At 58.0% G+C, this 21,768-nt stretch carries 20 protein-coding genes and 3 tRNA genes; 12 read left to right on the forward strand and 11 right to left on the reverse strand.

The window, feature by feature from the left end:
- Positions 1–224 precede the first annotated feature (224 nt).
- Both WFM45_RS04895 and WFM45_RS04900 read left to right on the forward strand, forming a co-directional pair.
- A tRNA-Cys gene (locus tag WFM45_RS04895) sits at positions 225–298 on the forward strand.
- A gap of 10 nt (positions 299–308) precedes the next feature.
- Positions 309–394: transfer RNA gene (locus WFM45_RS04900), tRNA-Leu, on the forward strand.
- Positions 395–572: 178 nt separating this feature from the next.
- On the opposite strand, the gene WFM45_RS04905 is transcribed toward WFM45_RS04900, so the two are convergent.
- Positions 573–1,913, reverse strand: a complete 1,341-nt coding sequence (locus tag WFM45_RS04905; RefSeq protein WP_004927934.1) for an anaerobic C4-dicarboxylate transporter — start codon at positions 1,911–1,913, stop codon at positions 573–575.
- 237 nt (positions 1,914–2,150) lie between these two features.
- Between WFM45_RS04905 and WFM45_RS04910 the strand changes: the two genes are divergently transcribed.
- From WFM45_RS04910 to WFM45_RS04920, 3 genes are all read left to right on the forward strand, one after another.
- Positions 2,151–2,603 carry a PaaI family thioesterase gene (locus WFM45_RS04910; RefSeq protein ID WP_004927931.1) on the forward strand — a complete coding sequence of 151 codons (453 nt, stop codon included), beginning with the start codon at positions 2,151–2,153 and terminating at the stop codon, positions 2,601–2,603.
- Between the two features lie 142 nt (positions 2,604–2,745).
- Complete coding sequence (locus WFM45_RS04915; protein WP_004927927.1) at positions 2,746–3,027, forward strand: hypothetical protein; 282 nt, start codon at positions 2,746–2,748, stop codon at positions 3,025–3,027.
- A complete protein-coding gene (locus tag WFM45_RS04920; RefSeq protein WP_033633384.1) occupies positions 2,993–3,544 on the forward strand; it encodes a hypothetical protein in 552 nt (183 codons plus the stop codon). Before WFM45_RS04915 ends, WFM45_RS04920 begins: the two co-directional genes overlap by 35 nt.
- Before the next feature lie 57 nt (positions 3,545–3,601).
- Here the strand turns inward: WFM45_RS04920 and WFM45_RS04925 are convergent, their stop codons facing one another.
- From WFM45_RS04925 to WFM45_RS04950, 6 genes are all read right to left on the reverse strand, one after another.
- Positions 3,602–3,871, reverse strand: a complete 270-nt coding sequence (locus WFM45_RS04925; RefSeq protein WP_033633383.1) for a hypothetical protein — start codon at positions 3,869–3,871, stop codon at positions 3,602–3,604.
- Between the two features lie 96 nt (positions 3,872–3,967).
- Positions 3,968–4,105: a hypothetical protein gene (locus WFM45_RS04930; protein ID WP_336954860.1), complete on the reverse strand. Its 138-nt coding sequence runs from the start codon at positions 4,103–4,105 to the stop codon at positions 3,968–3,970.
- A gap of 135 nt (positions 4,106–4,240) precedes the next feature.
- A complete protein-coding gene (proP, locus tag WFM45_RS04935; protein WP_015377406.1) occupies positions 4,241–5,743 on the reverse strand; it encodes a glycine betaine/L-proline transporter ProP in 1,503 nt (500 codons plus the stop codon).
- Between the two features lie 414 nt (positions 5,744–6,157).
- Positions 6,158–7,525, reverse strand: coding sequence for a TolC family protein (locus WFM45_RS04940; protein WP_336954861.1), 1,368 nt, complete (start codon positions 7,523–7,525; stop codon positions 6,158–6,160).
- A gap of 3 nt (positions 7,526–7,528) precedes the next feature.
- Positions 7,529–9,466, reverse strand: a complete 1,938-nt coding sequence (locus WFM45_RS04945; protein ID WP_336954862.1) for a MacB family efflux pump subunit — start codon at positions 9,464–9,466, stop codon at positions 7,529–7,531.
- Positions 9,463–10,668 (reverse strand): efflux RND transporter periplasmic adaptor subunit, encoded by a 1,206-nt coding sequence (locus tag WFM45_RS04950; RefSeq protein ID WP_079007609.1) that lies wholly within the window; start codon positions 10,666–10,668, stop codon positions 9,463–9,465. Before WFM45_RS04950 ends, WFM45_RS04945 begins: the two co-directional genes overlap by 4 nt.
- Before the next feature lie 216 nt (positions 10,669–10,884).
- Between WFM45_RS04950 and cho the strand changes: the two genes are divergently transcribed.
- The 5 genes from cho (at position 10,885) to WFM45_RS04975 (ending at position 13,255) form a co-directional block, all read left to right on the forward strand.
- Positions 10,885–11,733, forward strand: coding sequence for an excinuclease Cho (cho, locus tag WFM45_RS04955; protein WP_336954863.1), 849 nt, complete (start codon positions 10,885–10,887; stop codon positions 11,731–11,733).
- A 112-nt stretch (positions 11,734–11,845) separates the two neighbouring features.
- Positions 11,846–11,942 (forward strand) — tRNA-OTHER (locus tag WFM45_RS04960).
- Positions 11,943–12,127: 185 nt separating this feature from the next.
- Positions 12,128–12,427 (forward strand): sigma-S stabilization anti-adapter protein IraP, encoded by a 300-nt coding sequence (locus tag WFM45_RS04965; protein WP_016928230.1) that lies wholly within the window; start codon positions 12,128–12,130, stop codon positions 12,425–12,427.
- 123 nt (positions 12,428–12,550) lie between these two features.
- Positions 12,551–13,054, forward strand: coding sequence for a YlaC family protein (locus WFM45_RS04970; RefSeq protein WP_048322850.1), 504 nt, complete (start codon positions 12,551–12,553; stop codon positions 13,052–13,054).
- A gap of 69 nt (positions 13,055–13,123) precedes the next feature.
- Positions 13,124–13,255, forward strand: coding sequence for a hypothetical protein (locus tag WFM45_RS04975; protein WP_015377413.1), 132 nt, complete (start codon positions 13,124–13,126; stop codon positions 13,253–13,255).
- Positions 13,256–13,317: 62 nt separating this feature from the next.
- Here WFM45_RS04975 and WFM45_RS04980 read toward each other — a convergent pair whose 3' ends face one another.
- From WFM45_RS04980 to mdoC, 4 genes are all read right to left on the reverse strand, one after another.
- A complete protein-coding gene (locus tag WFM45_RS04980; RefSeq protein ID WP_016928228.1) occupies positions 13,318–13,446 on the reverse strand; it encodes a hypothetical protein in 129 nt (42 codons plus the stop codon).
- A 247-nt stretch (positions 13,447–13,693) separates the two neighbouring features.
- On the reverse strand, positions 13,694–15,415 hold the full coding sequence (locus WFM45_RS04985) for a potassium/proton antiporter (protein ID WP_015377414.1): 1,722 nt from the start codon (positions 15,413–15,415) through the stop codon (positions 13,694–13,696).
- 283 nt (positions 15,416–15,698) lie between these two features.
- Positions 15,699–15,923, reverse strand: a complete 225-nt coding sequence (locus WFM45_RS04990) for a hypothetical protein (RefSeq protein WP_033633376.1) — start codon at positions 15,921–15,923, stop codon at positions 15,699–15,701.
- Positions 15,924–16,215: 292 nt separating this feature from the next.
- Positions 16,216–17,346, reverse strand: coding sequence for a glucans biosynthesis protein MdoC (gene mdoC, locus WFM45_RS04995; RefSeq protein WP_156865487.1), 1,131 nt, complete (start codon positions 17,344–17,346; stop codon positions 16,216–16,218).
- A 259-nt stretch (positions 17,347–17,605) separates the two neighbouring features.
- On the opposite strand from mdoC, the gene mdoG reads away from it, so the two are divergent.
- Together mdoG and mdoH are read left to right on the forward strand one after the other, a co-directional pair.
- Entirely contained in the window at positions 17,606–19,174 is a 1,569-nt protein-coding gene (mdoG, locus tag WFM45_RS05000; protein ID WP_004927882.1) for a glucans biosynthesis protein MdoG, read from the forward strand.
- Entirely contained in the window at positions 19,167–21,725 is a 2,559-nt protein-coding gene (gene mdoH, locus WFM45_RS05005; protein ID WP_016928223.1) for a glucans biosynthesis glucosyltransferase MdoH, read from the forward strand. Before mdoG ends, mdoH begins: the two co-directional genes overlap by 8 nt.
- Positions 21,726–21,768: the final 43 nt, after the last annotated feature.

The following is a 21,768-nucleotide window of genomic DNA, read 5'->3' on the forward strand; positions in this document are numbered from 1 at the left end:
CCCACAAAATAAGCAGTTGAAAGCGTTAGAGAACTTTTTGCTATTTCGGGGGGTTGCCAAGGTGGGGGGTTTAGTCCATAATGCAGTCCATCGATTCGGCGATAACGAAATAAATTACTTAAGAATCAGATGCTTAAGATAAGCAATTTCAACATCGCGATTGAAAAGAACAAAACGAAGTGGGTGAGTCACCGGCTTTGGCCTGAAAAGGCAAACAGAATAAAGGCGCGTTAACAAAGCGGTTATGTAGCGGATTGCAAATCCGTCCAGTCCGGTTCGACTCCGGAACGCGCCTCCAACTTTCCCGAGCCCGGGTGGTGAAATCGGTAGACACAAGGGATTTAAAATCCCTCGGCTTATGGCTGTGCGGGTTCAAGTCCCGCCCCGGGTACCAGGGAATAAAAATACCGAATAATCAAAGCAATAAGTAGTAATGTCGTAGACCGCCGAGAGGCGGTTTTTTTGTTTTTGTAATTCGCATTCCCCCCGCATTCCTTCCTGTCTTGTCATGCCTTATACCCATGGATTGTCATCCTGTTTGCAGGGAGCCCCGCAGGGCTCCGAAGTACAACTCATAAGAAACCGAACGCCGCAGCGAGGATCCAGCCGAAGACGCAGGAGACGCTGACGCCGATCAGGCCGGGCAGAATAAAGCTGTGGTTGATCACGAAGCGGCCGATGCGGGTGGTGCCGGAGCGATCGAACTGGATTGCCGCCAGATCGCTGGGGTAGGTTGGCAGAATGTAATAGCCGTAACAGGCCGGCGCCGAAGCGACGATATAGGCGGGGTTAACCCCGATCGCCAGCGCCACCGGCACCAGCGCCGCCAGTGCGGCGGCCTGCGAGTTGACGAATTTCGACACCAGCAGCAGGATCAGCGCATAGGCCCAAGGGTACTCTTTCACCAACACACCCAGTGTGGCCTCGATCTGCGCCAGGTGCGCGCCGAACATGGTTTCCGCCATCCAGGCGACGCCATACACCGCCACGATGGCGATCATGCCGGAACGGAACACCTCGTTTTTAGAGATAGACGCCGGGTTGGTGCGGGTAATGATAACGATCAACGCCCCGGCCATCAGCATGCACATCTGGATCACCAGAACCATGGAGAGCGGCTTGCCGCCGAAGCTGGGCCGCAGGCCGGAAAAGGCTCCCAGCACCGCCACCAGGGCGATGGTGGCGAGGAAAATCCACATGGCGATCCAGTTGCTGCGCGGCAATACCCGATCCAGCAGGGTAGCGGCGTCGCCGTAGACATAGCGATGGTTCTCCGGCACCGAGATGAACTTCTGGAACTCCGGGTCTTTGTCCAGGTCTTTGCCGCGGAACCAGCTGAAGATGCCGATCGCCAGAATGCCGCACAGCGTCGAAGGGATGGTGATAGACAGCAGATCGAGGAATTCCAGATGGCGGCCATTGAAGGTGTAGCTGCTGAGCATTGCCACCAGTGACACCACCGCCACCGAGACCGGGCTGGCGATAATGCCCATCTGCGCGCCGATCGAACTGGCCGCCATCGGCCGTTCCGGGCGGATATTATTTTTGATCGCCACGTCATAGATGATCGGCAAGATGGTGTACACCACATGGCCGGTGCCGCACAGGATAGTGAGAATACAGGTGACGAAGGGGGCGATGATCGAGACATAACGCGGGTTGCGCCGCAGCATCCGCTCGGCGATCTGCAGCATGACGTCCAACCCGCCTGAGGCCTGCAGGGTGGCGGAGGCCGCCACCACCGCGATGATCACCAGCATCACGTCTACCGGCGGTTTGCCGGGCTGCAGGTGAAAGCCAAACACCAGGATCATCAAACCGATACCGCCCAGTAACCCCAGCGCAATGCCGCCCTTACGCGCCCCATACAGCAGGCATGCCAATATAACCGCTAATTGCAGAAAGAAATCCATGATAGATACGCCTTAATAATGTTGAACTTAACTGCGTTCAGTTTCCGGCGGTGTTTACAGTAGAAAGTTGTTTTAAATCTAAAGGCGCTAAAAAATTGTGGTTATTAGCTCTAAAGAGTGATGACGGTCACGTTCAGAGAATCTGAAGAGCAGGCGGCTGACGACATCAGCACGAAAAAGCAAGTTAAGAGGTCAGACCTCTCCTATATAACCGGTTTACCACCAGAGGAGAGAGCAATGGATCCGACAAAAATGACCGGGCTGGCGTTATTACAGGCTGCGATGGCTGGCAAGATCCCACCGGCCTCGATCGCTGAAACCGTGCCCATGAAACCGGTCGCGGTGGAAGAGGGATATATTCGCATCGCGGCGCGGGCCGACGGGCGCCATCTGAATCCACTGGGGGGCGTACATGGCGGTTTCGCCGCCACGGTTTTGGACTCGGTGACCGGTTGCGCGGTGCACAGTACGCTGGGCGCGGGGATTGGCTATGGCACCGTCGATCTGCAGGTTAAAATGTTGCGCCCTGTGCCGAAAGAAACTGATCTGATCGCCGAGGGGCGTCTGGTCTATGCGGCGAAGAACGTCGCTTTCGCTGAAGGCACGCTCAAAACGGCGGAAGGGAAGCTGCTGGCTTCGGCAACCGCCACTTGTTTTATTATTCGCCCCACCGAACAAGCACCGCAATAACCTGCTTTTTTATCGGGCTTCGGGCTATCAACCCGGAGCCGGATGCATTTATCTTCGGCTGCATGCCTTGCTGCGCTACGATGGCAGGCGCGATACGCCATTGTGGTCTAGTATTCTTGGGTGAAAATTTATCGGGGTGATTATGCAGCCGTATAAAGAGGTTGAGTTTGATCATGAGCTTTGTCTGGCGATCGGCAAAGCCGTATTAGACGTGGTGGCGCAGGGGGAAGAAACCAGCGCTCCGGCGGTGATGAACGCGATTGAGCGGTCGGTGGCGCAGGGTCTGAATGACGACGAAACCGCCATCGCCGACGACGCCCTGGATGTGATGGCTCGTCTCATCCACGGCTTCAGATTCATTAATCTCGCGGGTGAAGAGGATACTCCCCATGCATTGGTTGAATTTCAAGCGCTACAAGAGTGACGTTGCCAAACAGGCCGTGCCGCCGCATTTGAATGCGGCTGAGTTTGCGCGGCATTACGCCGACAAGCCGCAAGCCGATACGGAAGAGTACCTTTCGTTGAGCGGGGAGATGTGCTGGGATGCGGTGGTGCTTTGCGCCCACCGTTCAGGCGCGCTCAGCAAGGCGAAATACAAGCAGCTGTGGCTGACGGTGTTCGATAAGCAATATAAACATTTCGTCAGCCCTGATGATACCGAGATCCGCACCATGGCGGATATGCTGCGCGCGCCGCAGGGATGTTTTATCGGTATATTTTCCATGCGCGACGCGGCGGCGCCCCGATTGCTGCATGCCATGATCGGCACCGGTGCGGGATTTGCCGCGGGCAATAAAAATCTTTGCATCGGCGTGGGCGGCGCGGTCGGTTGGGAAAATCTCAATCTGGCGCGCGATCTGCGCTGGCAGCCGGAAGGCGGTTTTTCACGCCAGGGCGACAACGAAGTGCTGCGCATTTTTTATCGGCCTTTCCCCGCCTGAACCACCGGCCGCAGGCTTTTTAGGATAAAAAACCGCCGCCCGGCGGTTTTTTGTTGCTTACTTAAACCCGCCGTTGCGTATGAACTCGAGACCGGCGGTGGTGATCCGCGTTTGGTGCGGATCGATATCATAGTTGTTCTCGTCGATGTCGCTCATCACATAGGCTTGTATCAGCCCCTTGGTTTTAAGATAGGCGAAGGGATCGGCGAAGGCGTGCGGGCTGGTGGCGTCCTGCTTCCACAGTTCGTAGGTTTTTTCATCCAGCGTGCCAGGGTGATTGGCGGCCAGGCGGGTCAGGATCTGATTGTAGAACTCATAGTCGGTCATGATGCGGTCCTCTTTATCGCGAGCGACAGTCTCGGAAAATGGCGTAACGTCTATCAATCATAGCCGAAGTTTCCCACCGCCTGCGGCGGCGTCGGGTTAGCCGCGTTGGCTTTCAATCCAGTGAAACAGACGTGAAATGTTGAAGGTGATATCGCCAATGTTGAAAAGCGCGCCGAGCCACAGGGTCAGCATCACCAGGATGCCGATGATGATGGGAAGGTTCATTTTGCTCATGATCATGTTCTTCATCAATAAAGAGTGTGCGGCAAAACGTACCACCAATCCTGATTGTCATAAAAATGCGCTGCGCATTATTTCTTTTGAAATCAAAGTAAAAAAGCCACCCAAACGGGTGGCTTTCAGCGGCGATCAGTCCAGCTTGGGGTGCTGGTCTATCAGGATCTGCTTTTTCTTTTCCAGCTCGGCGATCTGCGCGTTGATGTCCTCGACTTTCTGTTCGATGTTGTCGTAGGTCTCCTGCAGCAGTTCTTTCGCTTCGGTACGGTCAGAAGCGGCCGGTGTCGCGCCGCGCAGCGGCTTGTTGGCGGTCTCTTTCATGTACAGACCGGTGATAAGACCGATCACCGCCACAACCATCAGGTAGTAGGCCGGCATGTACAGGTTGCCGGTCGCTTCGACCAGCCAGGCAGCGACGGTCGGTGTCGCACCGGCGATCAGTACCGAAATGTTGAACGAAATCGCCAGCGCGCTGTAGCGGATGTGCGTCGGGAACATTGCCGGCAGAATCGAGGCCATTACCCCGGTGAAGGAGTTGAGCAGGACCGCCAGCACCAGCAGACCGACGAAGATCAGGCCGATGACGTTGCTGTTGATCAAAATGAAGCACGGGATCGCCAGCGCCAACAGGCCGATGCTGCCGCCGATGATAAACGGCTTACGACCGATACGGTCGCTGGTCAGGCCGATCACCGGCTGCACGAACAGCATGCCGATCATGATGGCGATGATGATCAGAACGCCGTGATCCTCCGAGTAGTGCAGGTTATGCGACAGGTAACTCGGCATGTAGGTCAACAGCATGTAATAGGTCACGTTGGTGGAAATCACGATACCGACGCACACCAGCAAACTTTTCCAGTGTTTGGCCGCGATCTCTTTGAACGAGGTTTTCGGCGGATTTTCGATGGCGTTGCGATCCTCTTTCTCCATCTTATCCACGTGCTGCTGGAACGCCGGGGTTTCTTCCAGCGCATGGCGCAGATAGAGACCGATCAGGCCCAGCGGGGCGGCGATGAAGAACGGAATGCGCCAGCCCCAGTCGAGGAAGTTGGCTTCGCCGACGATGCTGGAGATCAGCACCACTACGCCTGCGCCCATCACAAAGCCGGCGATGGAGCCGAAATCCAGCCAGCTTCCCATAAACCCGCGTTTGCGGTCCGGCGAGTATTCGGCGACGAAGATCGCCGCGCCGGAATATTCACCGCCGACGGAGAAGCCCTGCGCCAGTTTGGCCAGCAGCAGCAGGATCGGGGCCCAGATGCCGATCGACGCATAGGACGGGATCAGGCCGATACAGAAGGTGCTGACCGCCATGATGATAATGGTGACCGAGAGAACTTTTTGCCGGCCGAACTTGTCGCCCATAGCGCCGAAGAACAGGCCGCCGAGCGGACGCACCAGGAAGGGCACGGAGAAGGTCGCCAGCGCGGCGATCATTTGTACGCCGGGAGAGGCGCCGGGGAAGAAGACCTGGCCAAGCGCATAGGCGACAAAGCCGTATACGCCGAAGTCGAACCACTCCATCGCGTTGCCCAGGGCCGCCGCGGTGATCGCCTTCTTGAGTTTGCTGTCATCGATGATGGTGATGTCGTTAATGTGCATCGGTTTATGTCGTTTTTTTCTTAACTTCATATAATCATCCCTTAATGAATTATTCGTTGTTCGTGAAAGCGTCATCTCCGTTCACTGTTGTTTTCGAGTTATCAAATCGGCTAATCGAATCGCGATTCAAAACGATTCATTATCCACATTTAAGTTGAGATGTGGATCACAAAATATCGTCGTTTATGCCAAGGTTATGTCATTTAGGTGACTAATTATTTTGCATCTATAGCTTAACGTTATATCTTGCGGCGATCAAATTCAGCAGTTTAACTTAAGTATTTGCACCGATTTGGTGCGAGAATAGTCTAATAATTGTGCTATTTGACGGTTTTTCGTCTGATTGACGATGTTTCAAGTATAGAGAGTACGGGAGATAAAACAGGAAAAATTGATGTGTTCACCGCTAAAAAAACGCCTGGCCAACTGGCCAGGCAGTTTGGATTAGGGCGCCGACGAACCGCCGAACTCCAGATAGATTTTCGCCAGGTTCTGGTACTGCGCGAAGCGGTTTTCGTCTACCGCCAGTTCCGCCTGACGGCGTTGCTCCTGAGCGTTTAGCCAGTCGGTAATGGTGACGGCGCCCTGCCGGTAGCGCACCTCGTTCAGCCGCTCCGATTTGCGCGCCAGCGCCAATGAAGCGCGCAACTGCGTCTCCTGCGCCAGCAGCTGCGTACGCAATGACAGGGCGTTGTTCACATCGCCCATCGCCTTGTACAGCGCCTGTTTGAACGCCAGCACCTGCTGTTCATAGTCGTTGCGGGCGATCTTGATCTCCACGCCCATTTGCCGCCACTGCAGGAACGGCAGCGTCAGGCCGGCGCCGAGGCTGCCCGTCGGGTTGCGCAGGAATTCCAGCAGCGCGCTGCTGCTGGCGCCCAGCGAGCCGGTCAGGCTGAACGCGGGATAGTATTGCAGCCGTTTCTCGTCGACGTTGGCCAGGGCGGCGCGCAACCGCAGTTCTTTAGCGCTGAGATCCGGGCGGCGGCTCAAGACGCTGGCGGGAATGCCGGTGTTGATCTGCGGCATCGCCGCCGTCGGCAGGCGTGCGGGCGCGATGGCGGCCTGGCCCGAAGGCGCACCCAGCAGCACCGCCTGTTCGTTCAGCGCCTGTTGGCGTTCGTGCTGCAACGCCAGCAGTCGACTTTCCTGCGTCAGCAAGCTTTGCTCCGCGTTCACCACGTCCAGCGCCGAGATGCTGCCGGCCTGATAACGGGCGTTGGCCAGCCGTAGCGTCGTTTTGGCATAGGCGATGCTCGCCCGGCTGACGTCGATCTGCTGATTGAGGAAGCCGATGCGCCAGTAATTCGTGGCGGCGTCGGCCAGCAGCGTCAGGCGCGCCGTTTGCAGATCCTGCTCGGAAGCCTGGCTGGCCCACTCGGCGGCGTCGCGCTGGCGCGCCAGCTTGCCCCACAGATCGACCTCATAGCTGGTGGTGAGCGACGCGTTGCTGGTTTTATTCCACGCGGAGGACTCGGACAGCGGGCGATTAATGCTGCTGCCTAATGAGGCGCTGACGTCAGGCGCGGTGCTGATGCCGACGCGTTCCGCCTCGAGCCGCGCGCGGTAGACGCGCAGCACGGCGACGGCCAGATCGTTGTTGCTGGCCATCACCTGTTGCAGCCAGCGATCGAGCTCAGGATCGTGGAAATCACGCCAGTCGAACGGCGTCGGCGTGGCGTTTTCGGCGGTGTGCTGCCACCCTGCAGGATAGTTGATCTGCGGCGCCCGGTAGTCGCTTTTCAGGGCGTTGCCGCAGCCGGCGGTGAGCAGGGCGGCGAGGCTTAACGCCAGGGGAGAGATAATTTTCATGGGTTACTCGCTGGCCAATGAAACGACCGGATCCATCCTTGCCGCTTTACGGGCGGGGAGATAACCGAAGATCATGCCGATTAAGGTTGAACAGAAAAACGCCGTCGCGGCGGCTTGCCAGGAATAGATGGCGGTGAACATGCCGCCCGCCAGCGTGGTGAACAGCGAACCGGCGGCGAACGACAGCGCGATGCCCAAAATGCCGCCGATCAGACAGACCAGCACCGCCTCGATCATGAACTGTTGCATGATATCGCCGCGCCGCGCGCCGACCGCCATGCGCACGCCGATCTCGTGGGTGCGCTCGGTTACCGAGACCAGCATGATGTTCATCACGCCCAGGCTGCCGATCACCAGCGAGATCGAGGCCACCATCAGGATCAGCAGGCTGAGCGTCATCGAGGTGCGCTCGATCGATTTACGGAACTGATCGCGGTTGAACGTCATGAAATCCTTGACGCCATGGCGTTGGGTCAGCAACTGCGTGATGGCGCTGACGGCGGCTTCGCTGGCGACGTCGTCCTTCAGGCGCACGGTGATGCCGCCGAGCGTGGTCTTGCCGACCATACGGTACATCACCGTGCTGTAGGGCATCCAGACGCTGATGCGGTTAGGCGCATAGTTGCGTTCGCTTTTGGCGACGCCGACCACCCGCGCCGGCACCGAGCCGAGAAACACGATCTGGCCGAGCGGCTCGACGCCAAAATCGCCGAACAGCGCCTGGCGCGCGTTGTCGTCGATGATCACTTCCTGCAGCGCGTTGCGATCGTCGCGGAAGGTGGCGCCTTGCACCAGCGTGATGCCGTTGACGCGGAAATAGTCGCGCCCGACGCCGGTGATCGAGGCGGTGGCGGATTTGCTGCGAAAACGGATGCTGTCGGACGCGCTGACCTCCGGGCTGACGCTGTCGACGAAGCTTTGTTGCGCCAGGGCGTCGGCGTCGGCCGGCACCAGGGTGCGGATGCTGTCGATGGCGTCGTCGAAGAAGTCGCGCCCCGGATAGATGCTCACCACGTTGGTGCCGAGCCCCTTGATATTCTCCAGCGTGCGCTGCTTGGCGCCTTCGCCCAGCGCCACCACCGTAACCACGGCGGCGATGCCGAAGATAATCCCGGTCATGGTCAGCGCGGTGCGCAGGCGGTGGGCGTTCATCGCTTTTAGCGCCATGTGCAGCGATTCGCGGGTGCGGTCAATCAGGCTTTGCCAGCCGCTTTGCCGACTGCGGTTCGGCGGCGACAGCGCGGCGGCGGGCGCCGATTGGCGGCCGCTGTCAGCGATGATCTCGCCGTCTCGCAGCTCGATGACGCGGTGCGCATGCTGCGCCACGTTCATATCGTGGGTCACGATAACCACGGTGTGGCCGCGCTGATTCAGCTCGCTCAGGATCGCCAGCACTTCCTGGCCGGATTGGGTGTCCAGCGCGCCGGTCGGTTCGTCCGCCAGGATAATTTCGCCGCCGTTGATCAGCGAGCGGGCGATGCTGACGCGCTGCTGCTGGCCGCCGGAAAGCTGGCCGGGCTTGTGGTCTTCGCGACCCTCCAGGCCTAACCTCGCCAGCAGTTGCGCCGCCTGCAGCCGCCGCTGATCGCGCCGGGCGTTGGCGTAGATGGCCGGAATTTCGACGTTGCCCAGCGCGCTGAGATCGGGCATCAGGTGGTAACGCTGGAAGATAAAGCCGATATGCTCGCGGCGCAGGCGGGCCAGTTCGTCCGGCGACAGGTGGGCGGCGTTCTGGCCGCTGATGTAGTAGTCGCCGCGATCCGGCACGTCGAGGCAGCCCATGATGTTCATCAGCGTCGATTTGCCGGAACCCGAGGCGCCGATGATCGCCACCAGCTCGCCGGCGGCGATGGTCAAATCGATGTCTTTCAACACCGTCAGCGCCTGACCGCCGTTGGTGTAGGTTCGACTGATGCCTTTTAGCTCGATGATCGCGTTCACAGGAAAATGCCATCCTCAGCCGACTTGGCGGCGGGCTGCGACAGCACCACGGTTTCACCGGCTTTCAGGCCGCTGAGGATCTGAATATCGACGTTGTTGGTGATGCCGGTGGTCACTTCGCGCGTTTCCAGCCGCTGATCCTGAGTCAGCACCTGCACCTGCTGCACTTTTCCTTCGGTTTTATGCACCGCCTGGATCGGCACCAGCAGGGTGTTCTTCGCGTCGCCGAGCAGTAAGGAAACCTGCGCGGTCATGGCGATGCGCAGGCGGTTCTCCGGGTTGGGTACGTCCAGCAGCGCGTTGTAATAAACCGAGGCGTTCGAGGTGCCGGAACCAGACGCGGAGCTGGTGCCGGCGAGCGAGTCGTCTTTCATCACCGATTCCGGCGCCAGCTCGATGGTGCGCAGCGTGGCGTCGTACCGTTTATCCGGATCGGAGAAAATCGTGAAGTACGCCTTTTGCCCCGGTGAAATGCGGGTGATGTCGGCTTCGGAGATCTGCGCCTTGATGGTCATCATATCCAACCGCGCCAGCTTGACGATGGTCGGCGCGCTTTGGCTGGAGTTGACCGTTTGCCCCTGCTGCGTCACTACGGCGATGACGATGCCGTCCATCGGCGCGACCACGCGGGTATAGCCCAGATCGATTTTTTTCTTGTCGACTTCGATCTGCGATTGCACCAACTGCGCATTGAGCGCCTGCAGATCGGCGCGAGTGGTGGCGAGTGAGGCTTCGGCGGTTTCGAAGTCTTCCCGCGAACTGGCTTCGTCGTTCAGCATGCGGCGCTGGCGTTTGAAACGCGACTCCGCCTGTTTCAGCAAGGCCTGTTTGGCTAACATATTGGCTTTGACTACGTTCAGCGCCGCCTCGGCGTTGCGCAGATCGTTGCGCTGTTGCTGATCGTCGATGTCGGCGATCGGTTGCCCTTTGGTGACGCGATCGCCCAGCTTGACCTTCAGCGATTTGACTTCGCCGGAGACGCGGGCGCCGACGTTGACGCGTTCGATGGCATCCAGCCGCCCGGTGGCCAGCACGGCGTTTTCGATATCGCCCAGGCGGGCCGGCGCGGTAACGTAATCCTGCTGCGGCGGGCGTTGCCAAAATATGGCCAGCGCGACGGCGACGGCGATGAAAACGATGGCGGCGATCAACGCCAGACGGCGGGAGGGGAGTTTCAGTGATGACATACCCAGGTTTTCCATAACGATAAAAGCGGCGGTTCCAGTCTGCCATCATGGCAGCGCCAGCTTGAACTGGCGCTAAACGTGAGGCGCTTTCCCGCTGGAAAGGGGATAGTAAAGGCTTTCCCGCTAAAGATCACGGTGAGTTATTATCCGCCGGGTGTGCAACCGGCTGCGTTGGGCGTTATACTGGGTAAAAAACCAGTACTCATTCATCAGCAGGATAATACCACCGCCATGATGCCAAACCGCCTCGAGCTGGAACTCGACATTTATCAATACCCGGAGCACCTGCGCGCCTGCCTGGCACCGTTGCCCAAAGGCCCCGGCGTCTATATGTTCCACGGCGAGAGCGAAAGCCTGCCGCTTTACATCGGTAAAAGCGTCAATATACGCAGCCGGGTGATGGCGCATTTTCGCGCGCAGGAGGAGGCAAAAATGCTGCGCCAAACCCGGCGTATCAGCTTTGTCGAGACCGCCGGCGAGTTGGGGGCGCTGCTGCTGGAGGCGCAGTTGATCAAACAACAACAGCCGCTGTTCAACAAACGCCTGCGGCGCTCGAAGCAGCTGTGCGCGTTGCGTTTACAGGCTGATGCGGTGACGATTGCTCACGCCAAAGAGATCGACTTCGCCGTCACGCCCGATCTCTACGGGCTGTTTGCCAATCGCCACGCCGCGCTGGAAAAGCTGCGCGCCATCGCCGACGAGCATCGATTGTGTTACGGCAAGCTGGGGATCGACAAGCTGCCCGCCGGGCGAGCCTGTTTCCGTTACAGCCTGCGCAAGTGCGCCGGCGCCTGCTGTGGCCTGGAGTCGGCGCAGGAACATGCTCTGCGGCTCAGCGCGGCGCTTGAGCAGTTGCGCATCGCCTGTTGGCCGTTCGCCGGGCGTGTGGCGCTGGAGGAGCAGGGCGAGACGCTGCGTCAGTACCATGTGATCCACAATTGGTTTTATCTGGGCTCGGTCGGCAATCTGGCGCAGGCGCAGCGGCTCCAGAGTGCGGCCAGCCATTTTGATAGCGATGGCTACAAGATTTTGTGCAAGCCGCTCATGGCCGGCGATTATCGGATTATTGAGCTGCCGTAATGCCATAACGCTATCGATAACCTAAGACTTATCTGTAAATTCAGGGTATTATGCTGAAAAAGCTTGAGTCCATAATGTTGTTATGGATAATGGCGCCCCGAAGCGAAGGAACGCGCTATTAACTCAGTTGGCAGAGTGATTGGTTTTATAATGGCTTGTTTTGGCTTGAAAATTGATAGACGCGGGTTCGAGTCCTGCATAGCGCGCCAGCTTTCTTTCCTTCATCTCACCGCGCTTATCGTAAAGCGCACCCGGGTTGATTTGCACTATCGGCTCCTCGTTGGGATTTTCGGGTGTGCTTTACCGTAACCGCTGGCTTTCCTTCCTCTTTCTCTTTCGATCCTTTGCTAAACTGTAATCAGGCAGGCTTGCTGCCCGGCAACAGGAGGTCGATATGTCTCACTCCGAGCAACTGCAGGAGCTCTTGCAACGCGTCGCCGCCCTTGAGGCGAGAGAGAAAGCGCTCAGCGCCGCGTCCAACGCTTACCAGGCGATTATCACCACCATGTTGGGCAATATGGAGAAGACCGAGCGTGACCGGATCATCGCGATGATCGATCAGGCCCATGAAATCGCTTACGCCCGCGCCATTCAACGCAGCAACGAACCGCAAAAGCAAAAAATCAAACAGGCCGACGATGTGGCCCAGCGCATGTTCATGTTTGCGCAAGGCAAAGCCGCTCAGCCGCGCTGAAGCCGAACTATAACAGTTGCCGCCATTAAGTTGGCTAACTGATCTACCCGGCAAAACTGTACTTGTGTTACTTTTAGCGGTGAGATTTGATGGCAATGCTGTTTCCAGCATAAGGTTGTAACGATGGACGCGATTAAAAGCATCTTGGTTAAAGAGATTGAACAGATCAATCGGCGTGAAGGGCGGGACGGCAAGCCGCGCTTCAACAGCGAATTCGCCCGCACTCACCGCTATCTGTGCCTTGCCATGTTTGCCGGTTATTTCGCGGTGATCGCCGTGATGTATCAGGTGCCGTACATGGGGATGTATGCCTTCCTGGGCTTCACCGCTTTCGTGCTGTTCATGTTCGCCATGCTGCTGATCGAGATCCGGCCGGTGTACCGCTTCGAGGACATCGGGGTGCTGGATCTGCGAGTTTGCTACAACGGCGAGTGGTACTTCACCCGTGCGCTGTCGCCTTATGCGGTGCAGCAACTGCTGGATGAGCCCTCTATCGGCGCCGCGCTGAAACAGAAGATGCGGGTTATCATCGGTAACAAGGGCGAAATCGACTTCTACGACGTGTACGACATGGCCTACGGAAAAAAGCCGCAGGATGAAACACCTCAGCTGGCGGCGGCAAACTGAAAGGTTTCCGGCCGGCGGCTTGTCGATTATACTCAGCGTTTGAACGCGAAGCAGAATGAGGACCAAGCGATGAGTGATGATATTTTCGATTTTGATATCGATGCCGAACTGGCGAAAGCCGAAGAAAAAGCGGCGCAGAAGGTAAAAGAGGTCCCCGAGTTCCTCGAAGACGAAGCGGACTGCGAAGGCTGCAAGATCTGATTGCCTGACCCATAAAAAAAACCGCCGCGGCGGTTTTTTTTATGTCTGAGCGTCGCGCGGCGTCAATCCAGCACGAATCCCCAGATCAGGAACGCCGCCACCAGAATCAGGCAAAGCGCGGACACCGTCACCAGTATTTTCCCCAGAATGTCTTTTTCTTGTTCCTGCTGCGTCACGTTGAAATTATCCAATTAAAAGTCTATGGACCAAACCGGCGATGCTGAGATCGGCTGCCGCTACGCCCAGCGCCATGAGCATCATCACCGAAAGAAATCGAGTCTTGCCGTTCACATCCTTAATCCCTGTGGACGCCGCTGTTAGGTTTTTATATCAAAGGGATATCGTTCAGCGACGCGCTATTTCATGCATCATGATAGTGATTAAGAACGTTCTTAAGGCCAGAAGTTCCCTCATCGTGTAACGCCGCCCGCGGTAGCGTCAGTCGGTTACGATTCGGACGCCTATCTTGCTGACTTGATTGCCGTCCATTTCGGCAATGGTCCAGGTCAGGCCGTCCCATTCCACCTGGTCGCCGATCACCGGTTCACCGCCGATCAGCTGAATGACGAACTGCCCCAGCGTCTGCTGCTCGTCGACGTCGTCTTGCAGATTGAGACCATAAACCTGCGAGATGTCGCTTAAACGGGCGTCGGATTGCAGGATAAAGTCGCCGAAGAAGCGTTCGTCGAGCGTGACGGCCGGCGCCTGGCTGAACAGCTTGCCGAGGATCGGCAGATCGTGCTCATGGCCGATGACGCACAGAATATCGTTCTCCCGCAGCCGGGTACTGCCGCTAGGATGCAGCAACTCTTTGCCACGGAACAGGGCGGCGATGCGGGTATTGGGCGGCATTTTCAGCTCACGCAGCGCCGCGCCGACGCACCAGTTTTCCGCCGAAAGCTGATACACGAACTGTTCCCACTGGTTTTCCGGGTGCACGTCCAGCCCAACGCGGGAGATCGGCGTCAGCGCCGGCGGCACGATCACCTTGGCTTTTTTGGCGGCGAACGACAGTGTGGTGCCCTGCAGCAGCAGGGAGACCAGCACCACGAAGAACGCCACGTTGAAGAACAGCTGGGCGTTGGGCAGCCCGGCCATCATCGGGAACACCGCCAGGATCACCGGCACCGCGCCGCGCAGGCCGACCCAGGAAATAAAGCCGCGCTCGCGCAGGGTAAAGCTGCGGAACGGCAGCAGGCCGATAAACACCGACAGCGGGCGGGCGAACAGGATCATCCACAGCGACAGCAGCAGGGCAGGGATGGCGATCGGCAGCAGCTCGTGCGGGTTGAGCAGCAGCCCGAGCACCAGGAACATGCCGATCTGGCTGAGCCAGGCGAGGCCATCGAAGGTTTGTACGATGCCGTGACGGTTGCGGATCGGCCGGTTGCCCAGCAGCAGGCCGCACAGATACACCGCCAGAATGCCGCTGCCGTCCAGCGCGGTGGTCAGCGCGAAAATAAGAATACCGCCGCTTACCGCCAGCAGCGGATAGAGGCCGTCCGCCAGTTTGATGTGGTTGATCAGCGTCAGCAGCAGCCAGCCGCCGCCCAGACCGAAGACGATGCCCATGCCGAACTGCTGCATCAGATGCAGCGGGAAGGTCCAGCTCAGTGCGGTTTCCCCGGCGGCGATCATCGCAATCAGCGTGATGGTGAGAAACACCGCCATCGGATCGTTGCTGCCGGATTCGATCTCCAGCGTGGCGCTGACGCGTTCGTTCAAACCTTTGCCCCCCAAAAGAGAGAAGACCGCGGCGGCGTCGGTGGAACCGATGATGGCGCCGATCAGCAGCCCCTGCAGCAGATCGAGATTGAACAGCCAGGCGGCGGCCATGCCGGTCAGGCCGGCGGTGATCACTACGCCGACGGTGGCGAGAGAGAGTGCCGGCCACAGGGCGACGCGGAAAGAGCTGACCCGGGTACGCATGCCGCCGTCGAGCAGGATCACCGCCAACGCGAGGTTGCTGACCAGATAAGCGACCGGGTAATTGCTGAAGACGATGCCGCCGGGGCCATCGACGCCGGCCAACATGCCGATCGCCAGGAAGATCACCAGGATCGGAATGCCGAGCCGGGAAGAAAATGAGCTGAGCAGAATGCTTGCCCCCACCAGCACGGCACCGATGACGAACAAGCTGTTAATGGTGCTGGCATCCAAAATATTGCTCTCCTTAGACTGGGGGATAGGGGGCACTGCGCGTGTTTCGATGATAACGTGTTTAGTGGGTAAAACGCCAAGGCTGATTGCGAAAACAATCGATCAATTATTGCCCGTTGGTGCGATTAAACTAAGAAAGTGAGGGGAAGAGGGGAAATTCTGCCTTTTATCCAACATTATCAGGCTGCTGTATTTCGGTTTTGGCAACAATGCCGGGTTTGCACGGTGGGAAAAACCATTAAGCCCGCGCAGGCAGGCTTAATGGTTTGCAGGCGCGGTAGGATTAATGATCGAGCGATTCCAGCGCCCGTTTGATCAGCTCGGTGGCCAGCTTGCTTTCCGCTTCAGAAATGCCGTCGAGATTGAAGTTGGAAAGCTCAGCGACCAAAACGCTGCGTTCTTTGCCGCTGATCGAAGCGTCCAGCGCGGACAGCAACCTGCCGAGGATCTTCAGCAGGGTGGCGTTTTCCGCTACGGCTTCTTGAGCCGGGGTGTTCTTATCGGTCATTCAAAATCCTCTCTGTCGTGACGGAAGGGAGATGCAGCTAACGCCATCGAATAAATTAAACGATCGCGCAGCCCTTCGGGGGTGTTGAGCCCAATCACTACCGTAAGGCAGGGATCCGGATTTCTACTTATGCATTGCAGTTATAACGGCTAGGTTATCTATGCAGCCGTATCACTTTGCCCTAACGGGCGACGCCAGGCTGAGCAATGCGTGCTCTGCATGCAAACGACCAGTATAGGCTTTTTACGCGGCGGCAATATGACAGAAGCCCCCCTGCAAACAGGGGGCAAGGTTATTGTGGTTTGCCGGAGAACAGGAAGCGCAGCGCCGGAATGCGCTTGTGCAGTTCATATAGCGCGAAGGCCAGAGAGAACACAAACAGCAGGCCCAGCAAGAATCCCAACAGGTTGTTGCCGATATACGGCGTCACGAAAGCGCCATATATCAGGGTCAGCGGATGGTGCACCAGATATATAAACAGCGAGGCGTTGACCAGATAGGTGATGCGCGGAGAGTGATAATTCAGCAGGTTATGCCCGAAAGAGAACACGACGTTGGTCATCAGGATCCCCATTAGGGTTTTGATCACCACTTCCAGCTCGAACATATAGCTGCTGTGCGCCAACAGCTTTTGGTTCAGCATATATGCGATAAACAGCAGCAGCGAACCGAGCAGCGCCAGCGGCGAGCGGCGCAGAAAAATCTCCTTAAGCCACACATACTTAAACGCATAGGCGCCGAGGAGGAAGAACGGCAGGTAGAACATCGTCTCCATCACCACGAAATTGAACAGGCCGTTGGATAATAGCTGCGGGGCGAAAATTAAAATAATGCGGTGCGCGGCCGAGTAGCATACCGCATAAATAAAGAAATACAGTGAGATGTTTCCTAATCCACGCATTCTGTTTATTAGCATTGGAATATGTTCACGGGTTTGCCGCTTGATTTTACGGAACAGATAAAAACAGGCGCAGGTTAACAATGACAGCGTCAATAAGAACCACAGATGAGAAACCAATTCCCAAACTGTTACATTTATTTTCTGATAGAGAGAAAATTCATCCCAGCCGTTTAATTTGTCGGTGAAATATTTCAGCATGAAAAACTGCGGCACCGTGATCAGCGGGATGGAGCTCAACAGCGGGATCGCCACCCGCTCCAGCCTGACCTTCAGCCACTGGTGGCGCTCGTAGCGCTCGTAAAGCATGTAGGAGAAGTAGCCGGATATCACGAAGAACACCTGCATGCGGAAGGCGTGGATGAAGTCGTTCAGCACCGTGAGCGAGAAGGAGGGCGACGCGCTGTTCACCGCCCAGGCGTGGCTGGAATAAATGAGGGAGAGGTGAAACGGAATGCCGAGCAACATCAAATAGGCTCTGATGGAGTCGAGGAAAAACTCGCGCTGTTTGCTGCCTTTAGTCATAGATTACCGCTGGTGATTTAATCGGGTGCTCATTAACACGCTTAATAAGTCGTCAAACGTTAAATTGTTATCCGGAACCCTACTATAGCCCCCCGCATTTTTCCATAGCGTCTTGTTGCGCGGCTTGCTACGCTGGTGTTCCATCAGCTGCTTAAACAATGAGCCGTAAACATGAACCATCCATTTATCATGTTGTCGGAAAGCTGAGTAATCCATTAATATGGATTTAAATGCTTTGAGCACACGAATAGGGGGGGATGTGCTAGTTAATATATTATCCGGACAACCACGCGCCGCGAGCGTTCGTTGGTTAGGTGCGACCGTATTGTTCACGCTGTTCAGTTCGCCGGCTTGGGCCTTTTCTATTGATGATGTCGCCAAGCAGGCGCAGGATCTGGCGGCGAAAGGTTTCGAAGCCCCGAAGAGCAACCTTCCTTCTCAGTTCCGCGAGATGAAGTTCGCAGACTATCAGCAGATTCAGTTCAATCACGATAAAGCCTATTGGAGCAAGCTGAAAACCCCTTTCAAGCTTGAGTTTTATCATCAGGGGATGTACTTCGATACGCCGGTGAAAATCAACGAAGTCACCTCCACCAGCGTAAAACAGATCAAGTACAGCCCGGATTACTTCAACTTCGGTTCGGTCAAACACGACCCTGAATCGGTGAAAAACCTCGGCTTTGCCGGTTTTAAGGTGCTTTATCCGATCAACAGCGCCGACAAAAACGATGAGATCATGAGCCTGCTGGGCGCGAGCTATTTCCGCGTGGTGGGTAAAGGACAGGTTTACGGGCTTTCCGCTCGCGGCCTGGCTATCGACACCGCTTTGCCGTCCGGCGAAGAGTTCCCGCGTTTCCGCGAATTCTGGGTTGAGCGTCCGAAGCAGGGCGACAAGCACCTGGTGATCTATGCGCTGCTGGATTCCCCGCGCGCCACCGGCGCTTACCGTTTCACGGTGATCCCGGGCCGCGACACCACCGTGGACGTCGAGTCTAAAGTGTTCCTGCGCGACAAGGTGGGTAAACTGGGCCTGGCGCCGCTGACCAGCATGTACCTGTTCGGGCCGAACCAGCCGTCGCCGACGCTGAACTACCGCCCGGCGTTGCACGATTCCAACGGTCTGTCTATCCACGCCGGCAACGGCGAGTGGATCTGGCGTCCGCTGAACAATCCTAAACACCTGTCCGTCAGCACCTATACCGTCGAGAATCCGAAAGGCTTCGGTCTGCTGCAGCGCGGCCGCAACTTCAAGGATTACGAAGATCTGGACGATCGCTACGATCTGCGTCCGAGCGCCTGGATCGAACCGAAGGGCGACTGGGGCAAAGGCAAGGTCGAACTGGTGGAGATCCCGACGGCGGATGAAACCAACGACAACATCGTCGCGTTCTGGACGCCGGATACCTTGCCGGAAGCCAAAAAGCCGCTGACGCTGAGCTACCGTTTGAACTTCACCCGCGATGAAGACAAACTGCATTCGCAAGATATCGCCTATGTGGCCCGTACCATGCGTTCGACCGGCGACGTGAAGCAGTCCAACCTGATCCGCGAGCCAGACGGCAGCGTGGCCTTCCTGGTCGACTTCGTTGGCCCGGTGCTGAAAGGACTGGATGCCAATACCCCGGTCGCCTCTCAGATCAGCATCGGCGACAATGGTGAAATGGTAGAAAACAACGTCCGCTATAACCCAGTGACCAAAGGCTGGCGCCTGACGGTGCGTCTGAAAGTGAAAGACGACAAGAAGCCGGTAGAAATGCGTGCGGCGCTGGTCAATGGCGATAAGACTCTGTCGGAAACCTGGAGCTATCAGCTACCTGCCAATGAATAAGCCTACTCAACCCGCCCAGGATTATCTTGCGGCGCTGCCTCTGACCGCCGAGCGGTCGGAGGCGCTCAACCCTCAAACGGCGGATGACGCTCAGGCACTGGAGGCGCTCCATCGGCAGATGGGCGCCGCCGACGCCAACGTCAATAGCCTGTCGGCGGATGACGTGGCGCTGGCCTCGGTCAAACCGCGTATCGAAAACGCCTGGCCGGATGCGGTCAGCGATGACGACTTCGATACCGACGCCGAAGGGCGCGCCATTCTGAAGGCGACGCCGCCGATCAAACGCACCACCATGTTCCCGGAAGCCTGGCGCACCAACCCGGTGGCGCGCTTCTGGGATTCTCTGCTGGGGCGGTCGCCGCACAATCGGCACGCCACCAAAGAGGAGGCCGAGGCCGAGAACCGCTGGCGTACCGTCGGCTCCATGCGCCGCTATGTGCTGCTGGTGCTGATGCTGGTGCAAACCGGCATCGCCACCTGGTACATGAAAACCATCTTGCCTTACCAGGGCTGGGCGCTGATCGATCCTATCGCCATGCTGGATCAGGATCTGATGCAGTCGGTGTTGCAGCTGCTGCCGTATGTGCTGCAAACCGGCATTCTGATCCTGTTCGCCGTGCTGTTCTGCTGGGTCTCGGCCGGTTTCTGGACCGCGCTGATGGGCTTCCTGCAGCTGCTGATCGGCAAGGACAAATACAGCATTTCCTCCACCATCAAGGGCGATGAGCCGATCAACCCGGCGCACCGCACTGCGCTGATCATGCCGATCTGCAACGAAGACGTCGAACGCGTGTTCGCCGGCCTGCGTGCGACCTATGAGTCCGTCGCCGCGACCGGTCAGCTGGAACACTTCGATATCTACGTGCTGAGCGACAGCTACGATCCGGACATCTGCGTGGCCGAGCAAAAGGCGTGGATGGAGCTGTGCCGCGATGTCGATGGCCACGGCCGCATCTTCTATCGCCGCCGCCGCCGCCGCGTCAAACGCAAGAGCGGCAACATCGACGACTTCTGCCGTCGCTGGGGCGGTGAGTACAGCTACATGGTGATCCTGGATGCCGACAGCGTGATGAGCGGCGAATGCCTCACCGGGCTGGTGCGCCTGATGGAAGCCAACCCGAACGCCGGCATCATCCAATCGGCGCCGAAGGCGTCCGGTATGGATACCCTGTATGCGCGCGTGCAGCAGTTCGCCACCCGCGTTTACGGGCCGTTGTTCACCGCCGGCCTGCATTTCTGGCAGCTGGGCGAGTCGCACTACTGGGGGCACAACGCCATCATCCGAGTGAAGCCGTTTATCGAGCACTGTGCGCTGGCGCCGCTGCCGGGCGAGGGCTCTTTCGCCGGGTCTATCCTGTCGCACGACTTCGTTGAAGCGGCGCTGATGCGCCGCGCCGGCTGGGGCGTGTGGATCGCTTACGATCTGCCGGGCAGTTATGAAGAGCTGCCGCCAAACCTGCTGGACGAGCTGAAGCGCGACCGTCGCTGGTGTCACGGCAACCTGATGAACTTCCGCCTGTTCCTGGTGAAAGGCATGCACCCGGTGCACCGCGCGGTGTTCCTTACCGGTGTCATGTCCTACCTGTCGGCGCCGCTGTGGTTTATGTTCCTGGCGCTCTCCACCGCATTGCAGGTGGTGCATACGCTGATGGAGCCGCAATACTTCCTGCAGCCACGGCAGCTGTTCCCGGTCTGGCCGCAGTGGCGGCCCGAGCTGGCGATAGCGCTGTTCTCCACCACGCTGGTGCTGCTGTTCCTGCCGAAGTTGCTCAGTATTGTGCTGATCTGGGCCAAGGGCGCGAAAGAGTACGGCGGGGCGTTCCGCCTGTTCATTTCGATGCTGATGGAAATGTTGTTCTCGGTGCTGCTGGCGCCGGTGCGCATGCTGTTCCATACCGTGTTCGTGGTGAGCGCCTTCCTCGGTTGGGAAGTGGTGTGGAATTCGCCGCAGCGTGACGATGATGATACGCCGTGGGGAGAAGCGTTCCGCCGCCATGGCTCGCAGATGTTGCTGGGCCTGGTGTGGGCCGGCGGCATGGCGTGGCTGGATCTGCGCTTCCTGTGGTGGTTGGCGCCGATCGTGTTCTCGCTGATCCTGTCGCCGTTTGTGTCGGTGTTGTCGAGCCGCGCAACGCTGGGCATGAAAAGCAAACGCGCCAAGCTGTTCCTGATCCCGGAAGAGTACAATCCGCCGCGTGAGCTGTTGGCGACGGAAGAATATCTGCATCTCAACCGCAACCGCGCGCTGACCAACGGCTTTATGCATGCGGTGGTCAATCCATCCTTCAATGCGCTGGCGACGGCGTTGGCGACGGCGCGTCACCATCTGCGCGCGACGCTCGATCGCAATCGTGAGGAGCGGGTGAACGAAGCGCTGCAGTTGGGGCCTGAGAAGCTGGTGAAGGGCAAACGCCTGGAGCTGCTGAGCGATCCGGTCACGCTGGCTCGTTTGCATCAGCGCGTCTGGCTGTTGCCGGAAGGCGCCGCCTGGCGTGAGCATTATCAGCAGTTGCCGCACAACCCGCTGGCGCACCCTACGGGCCGGCGTTAATTGCTAATCGGCAACGCTCAGACGGGGAATGCGCATGGCGCAT

Source organism: Serratia sp. KG1D, from assembly GCF_037150675.1.
Lineage (GTDB): Bacteria > Pseudomonadota > Gammaproteobacteria > Enterobacterales > Enterobacteriaceae > Serratia > Serratia nematodiphila.

Coding starts and splice junctions, on each gene's coding strand:
- WFM45_RS04905 (WP_004927934.1), bottom strand. CDS start 1,913: ATGGATTTCTTTCTGCAATTAGCGGTTATATTGGCATGCCTGCTGTAT.
- WFM45_RS04910 (WP_004927931.1), top strand. CDS start 2,151: ATGGATCCGACAAAAATGACCGGGCTGGCGTTATTACAGGCTGCGATG.
- WFM45_RS04915 (WP_004927927.1), top strand. CDS start 2,746: ATGCAGCCGTATAAAGAGGTTGAGTTTGATCATGAGCTTTGTCTGGCG.
- WFM45_RS04920 (WP_033633384.1), top strand. CDS start 2,993: ATGCATTGGTTGAATTTCAAGCGCTACAAGAGTGACGTTGCCAAACAG.
- WFM45_RS04925 (WP_033633383.1), bottom strand. CDS start 3,871: ATGACCGACTATGAGTTCTACAATCAGATCCTGACCCGCCTGGCCGCC.
- WFM45_RS04930 (WP_336954860.1), bottom strand. CDS start 4,105: ATGAGCAAAATGAACCTTCCCATCATCATCGGCATCCTGGTGATGCTG.
- proP (WP_015377406.1), bottom strand. CDS start 5,743: ATGAAGTTAAGAAAAAAACGACATAAACCGATGCACATTAACGACATC.
- WFM45_RS04940 (WP_336954861.1), bottom strand. CDS start 7,525: ATGAAAATTATCTCTCCCCTGGCGTTAAGCCTCGCCGCCCTGCTCACC.
- WFM45_RS04950 (WP_079007609.1), bottom strand. CDS start 10,668: ATGGAAAACCTGGGTATGTCATCACTGAAACTCCCCTCCCGCCGTCTG.
- cho (WP_336954863.1), top strand. CDS start 10,885: ATGATGCCAAACCGCCTCGAGCTGGAACTCGACATTTATCAATACCCG.
- WFM45_RS04965 (WP_016928230.1), top strand. CDS start 12,128: ATGTCTCACTCCGAGCAACTGCAGGAGCTCTTGCAACGCGTCGCCGCC.
- WFM45_RS04970 (WP_048322850.1), top strand. CDS start 12,551: ATGGACGCGATTAAAAGCATCTTGGTTAAAGAGATTGAACAGATCAAT.
- WFM45_RS04975 (WP_015377413.1), top strand. CDS start 13,124: ATGAGTGATGATATTTTCGATTTTGATATCGATGCCGAACTGGCGAAA.
- WFM45_RS04990 (WP_033633376.1), bottom strand. CDS start 15,923: ATGACCGATAAGAACACCCCGGCTCAAGAAGCCGTAGCGGAAAACGCC.
- mdoC (WP_156865487.1), bottom strand. CDS start 17,346: ATGACTAAAGGCAGCAAACAGCGCGAGTTTTTCCTCGACTCCATCAGA.
- mdoH (WP_016928223.1), top strand. CDS start 19,167: ATGAATAAGCCTACTCAACCCGCCCAGGATTATCTTGCGGCGCTGCCT.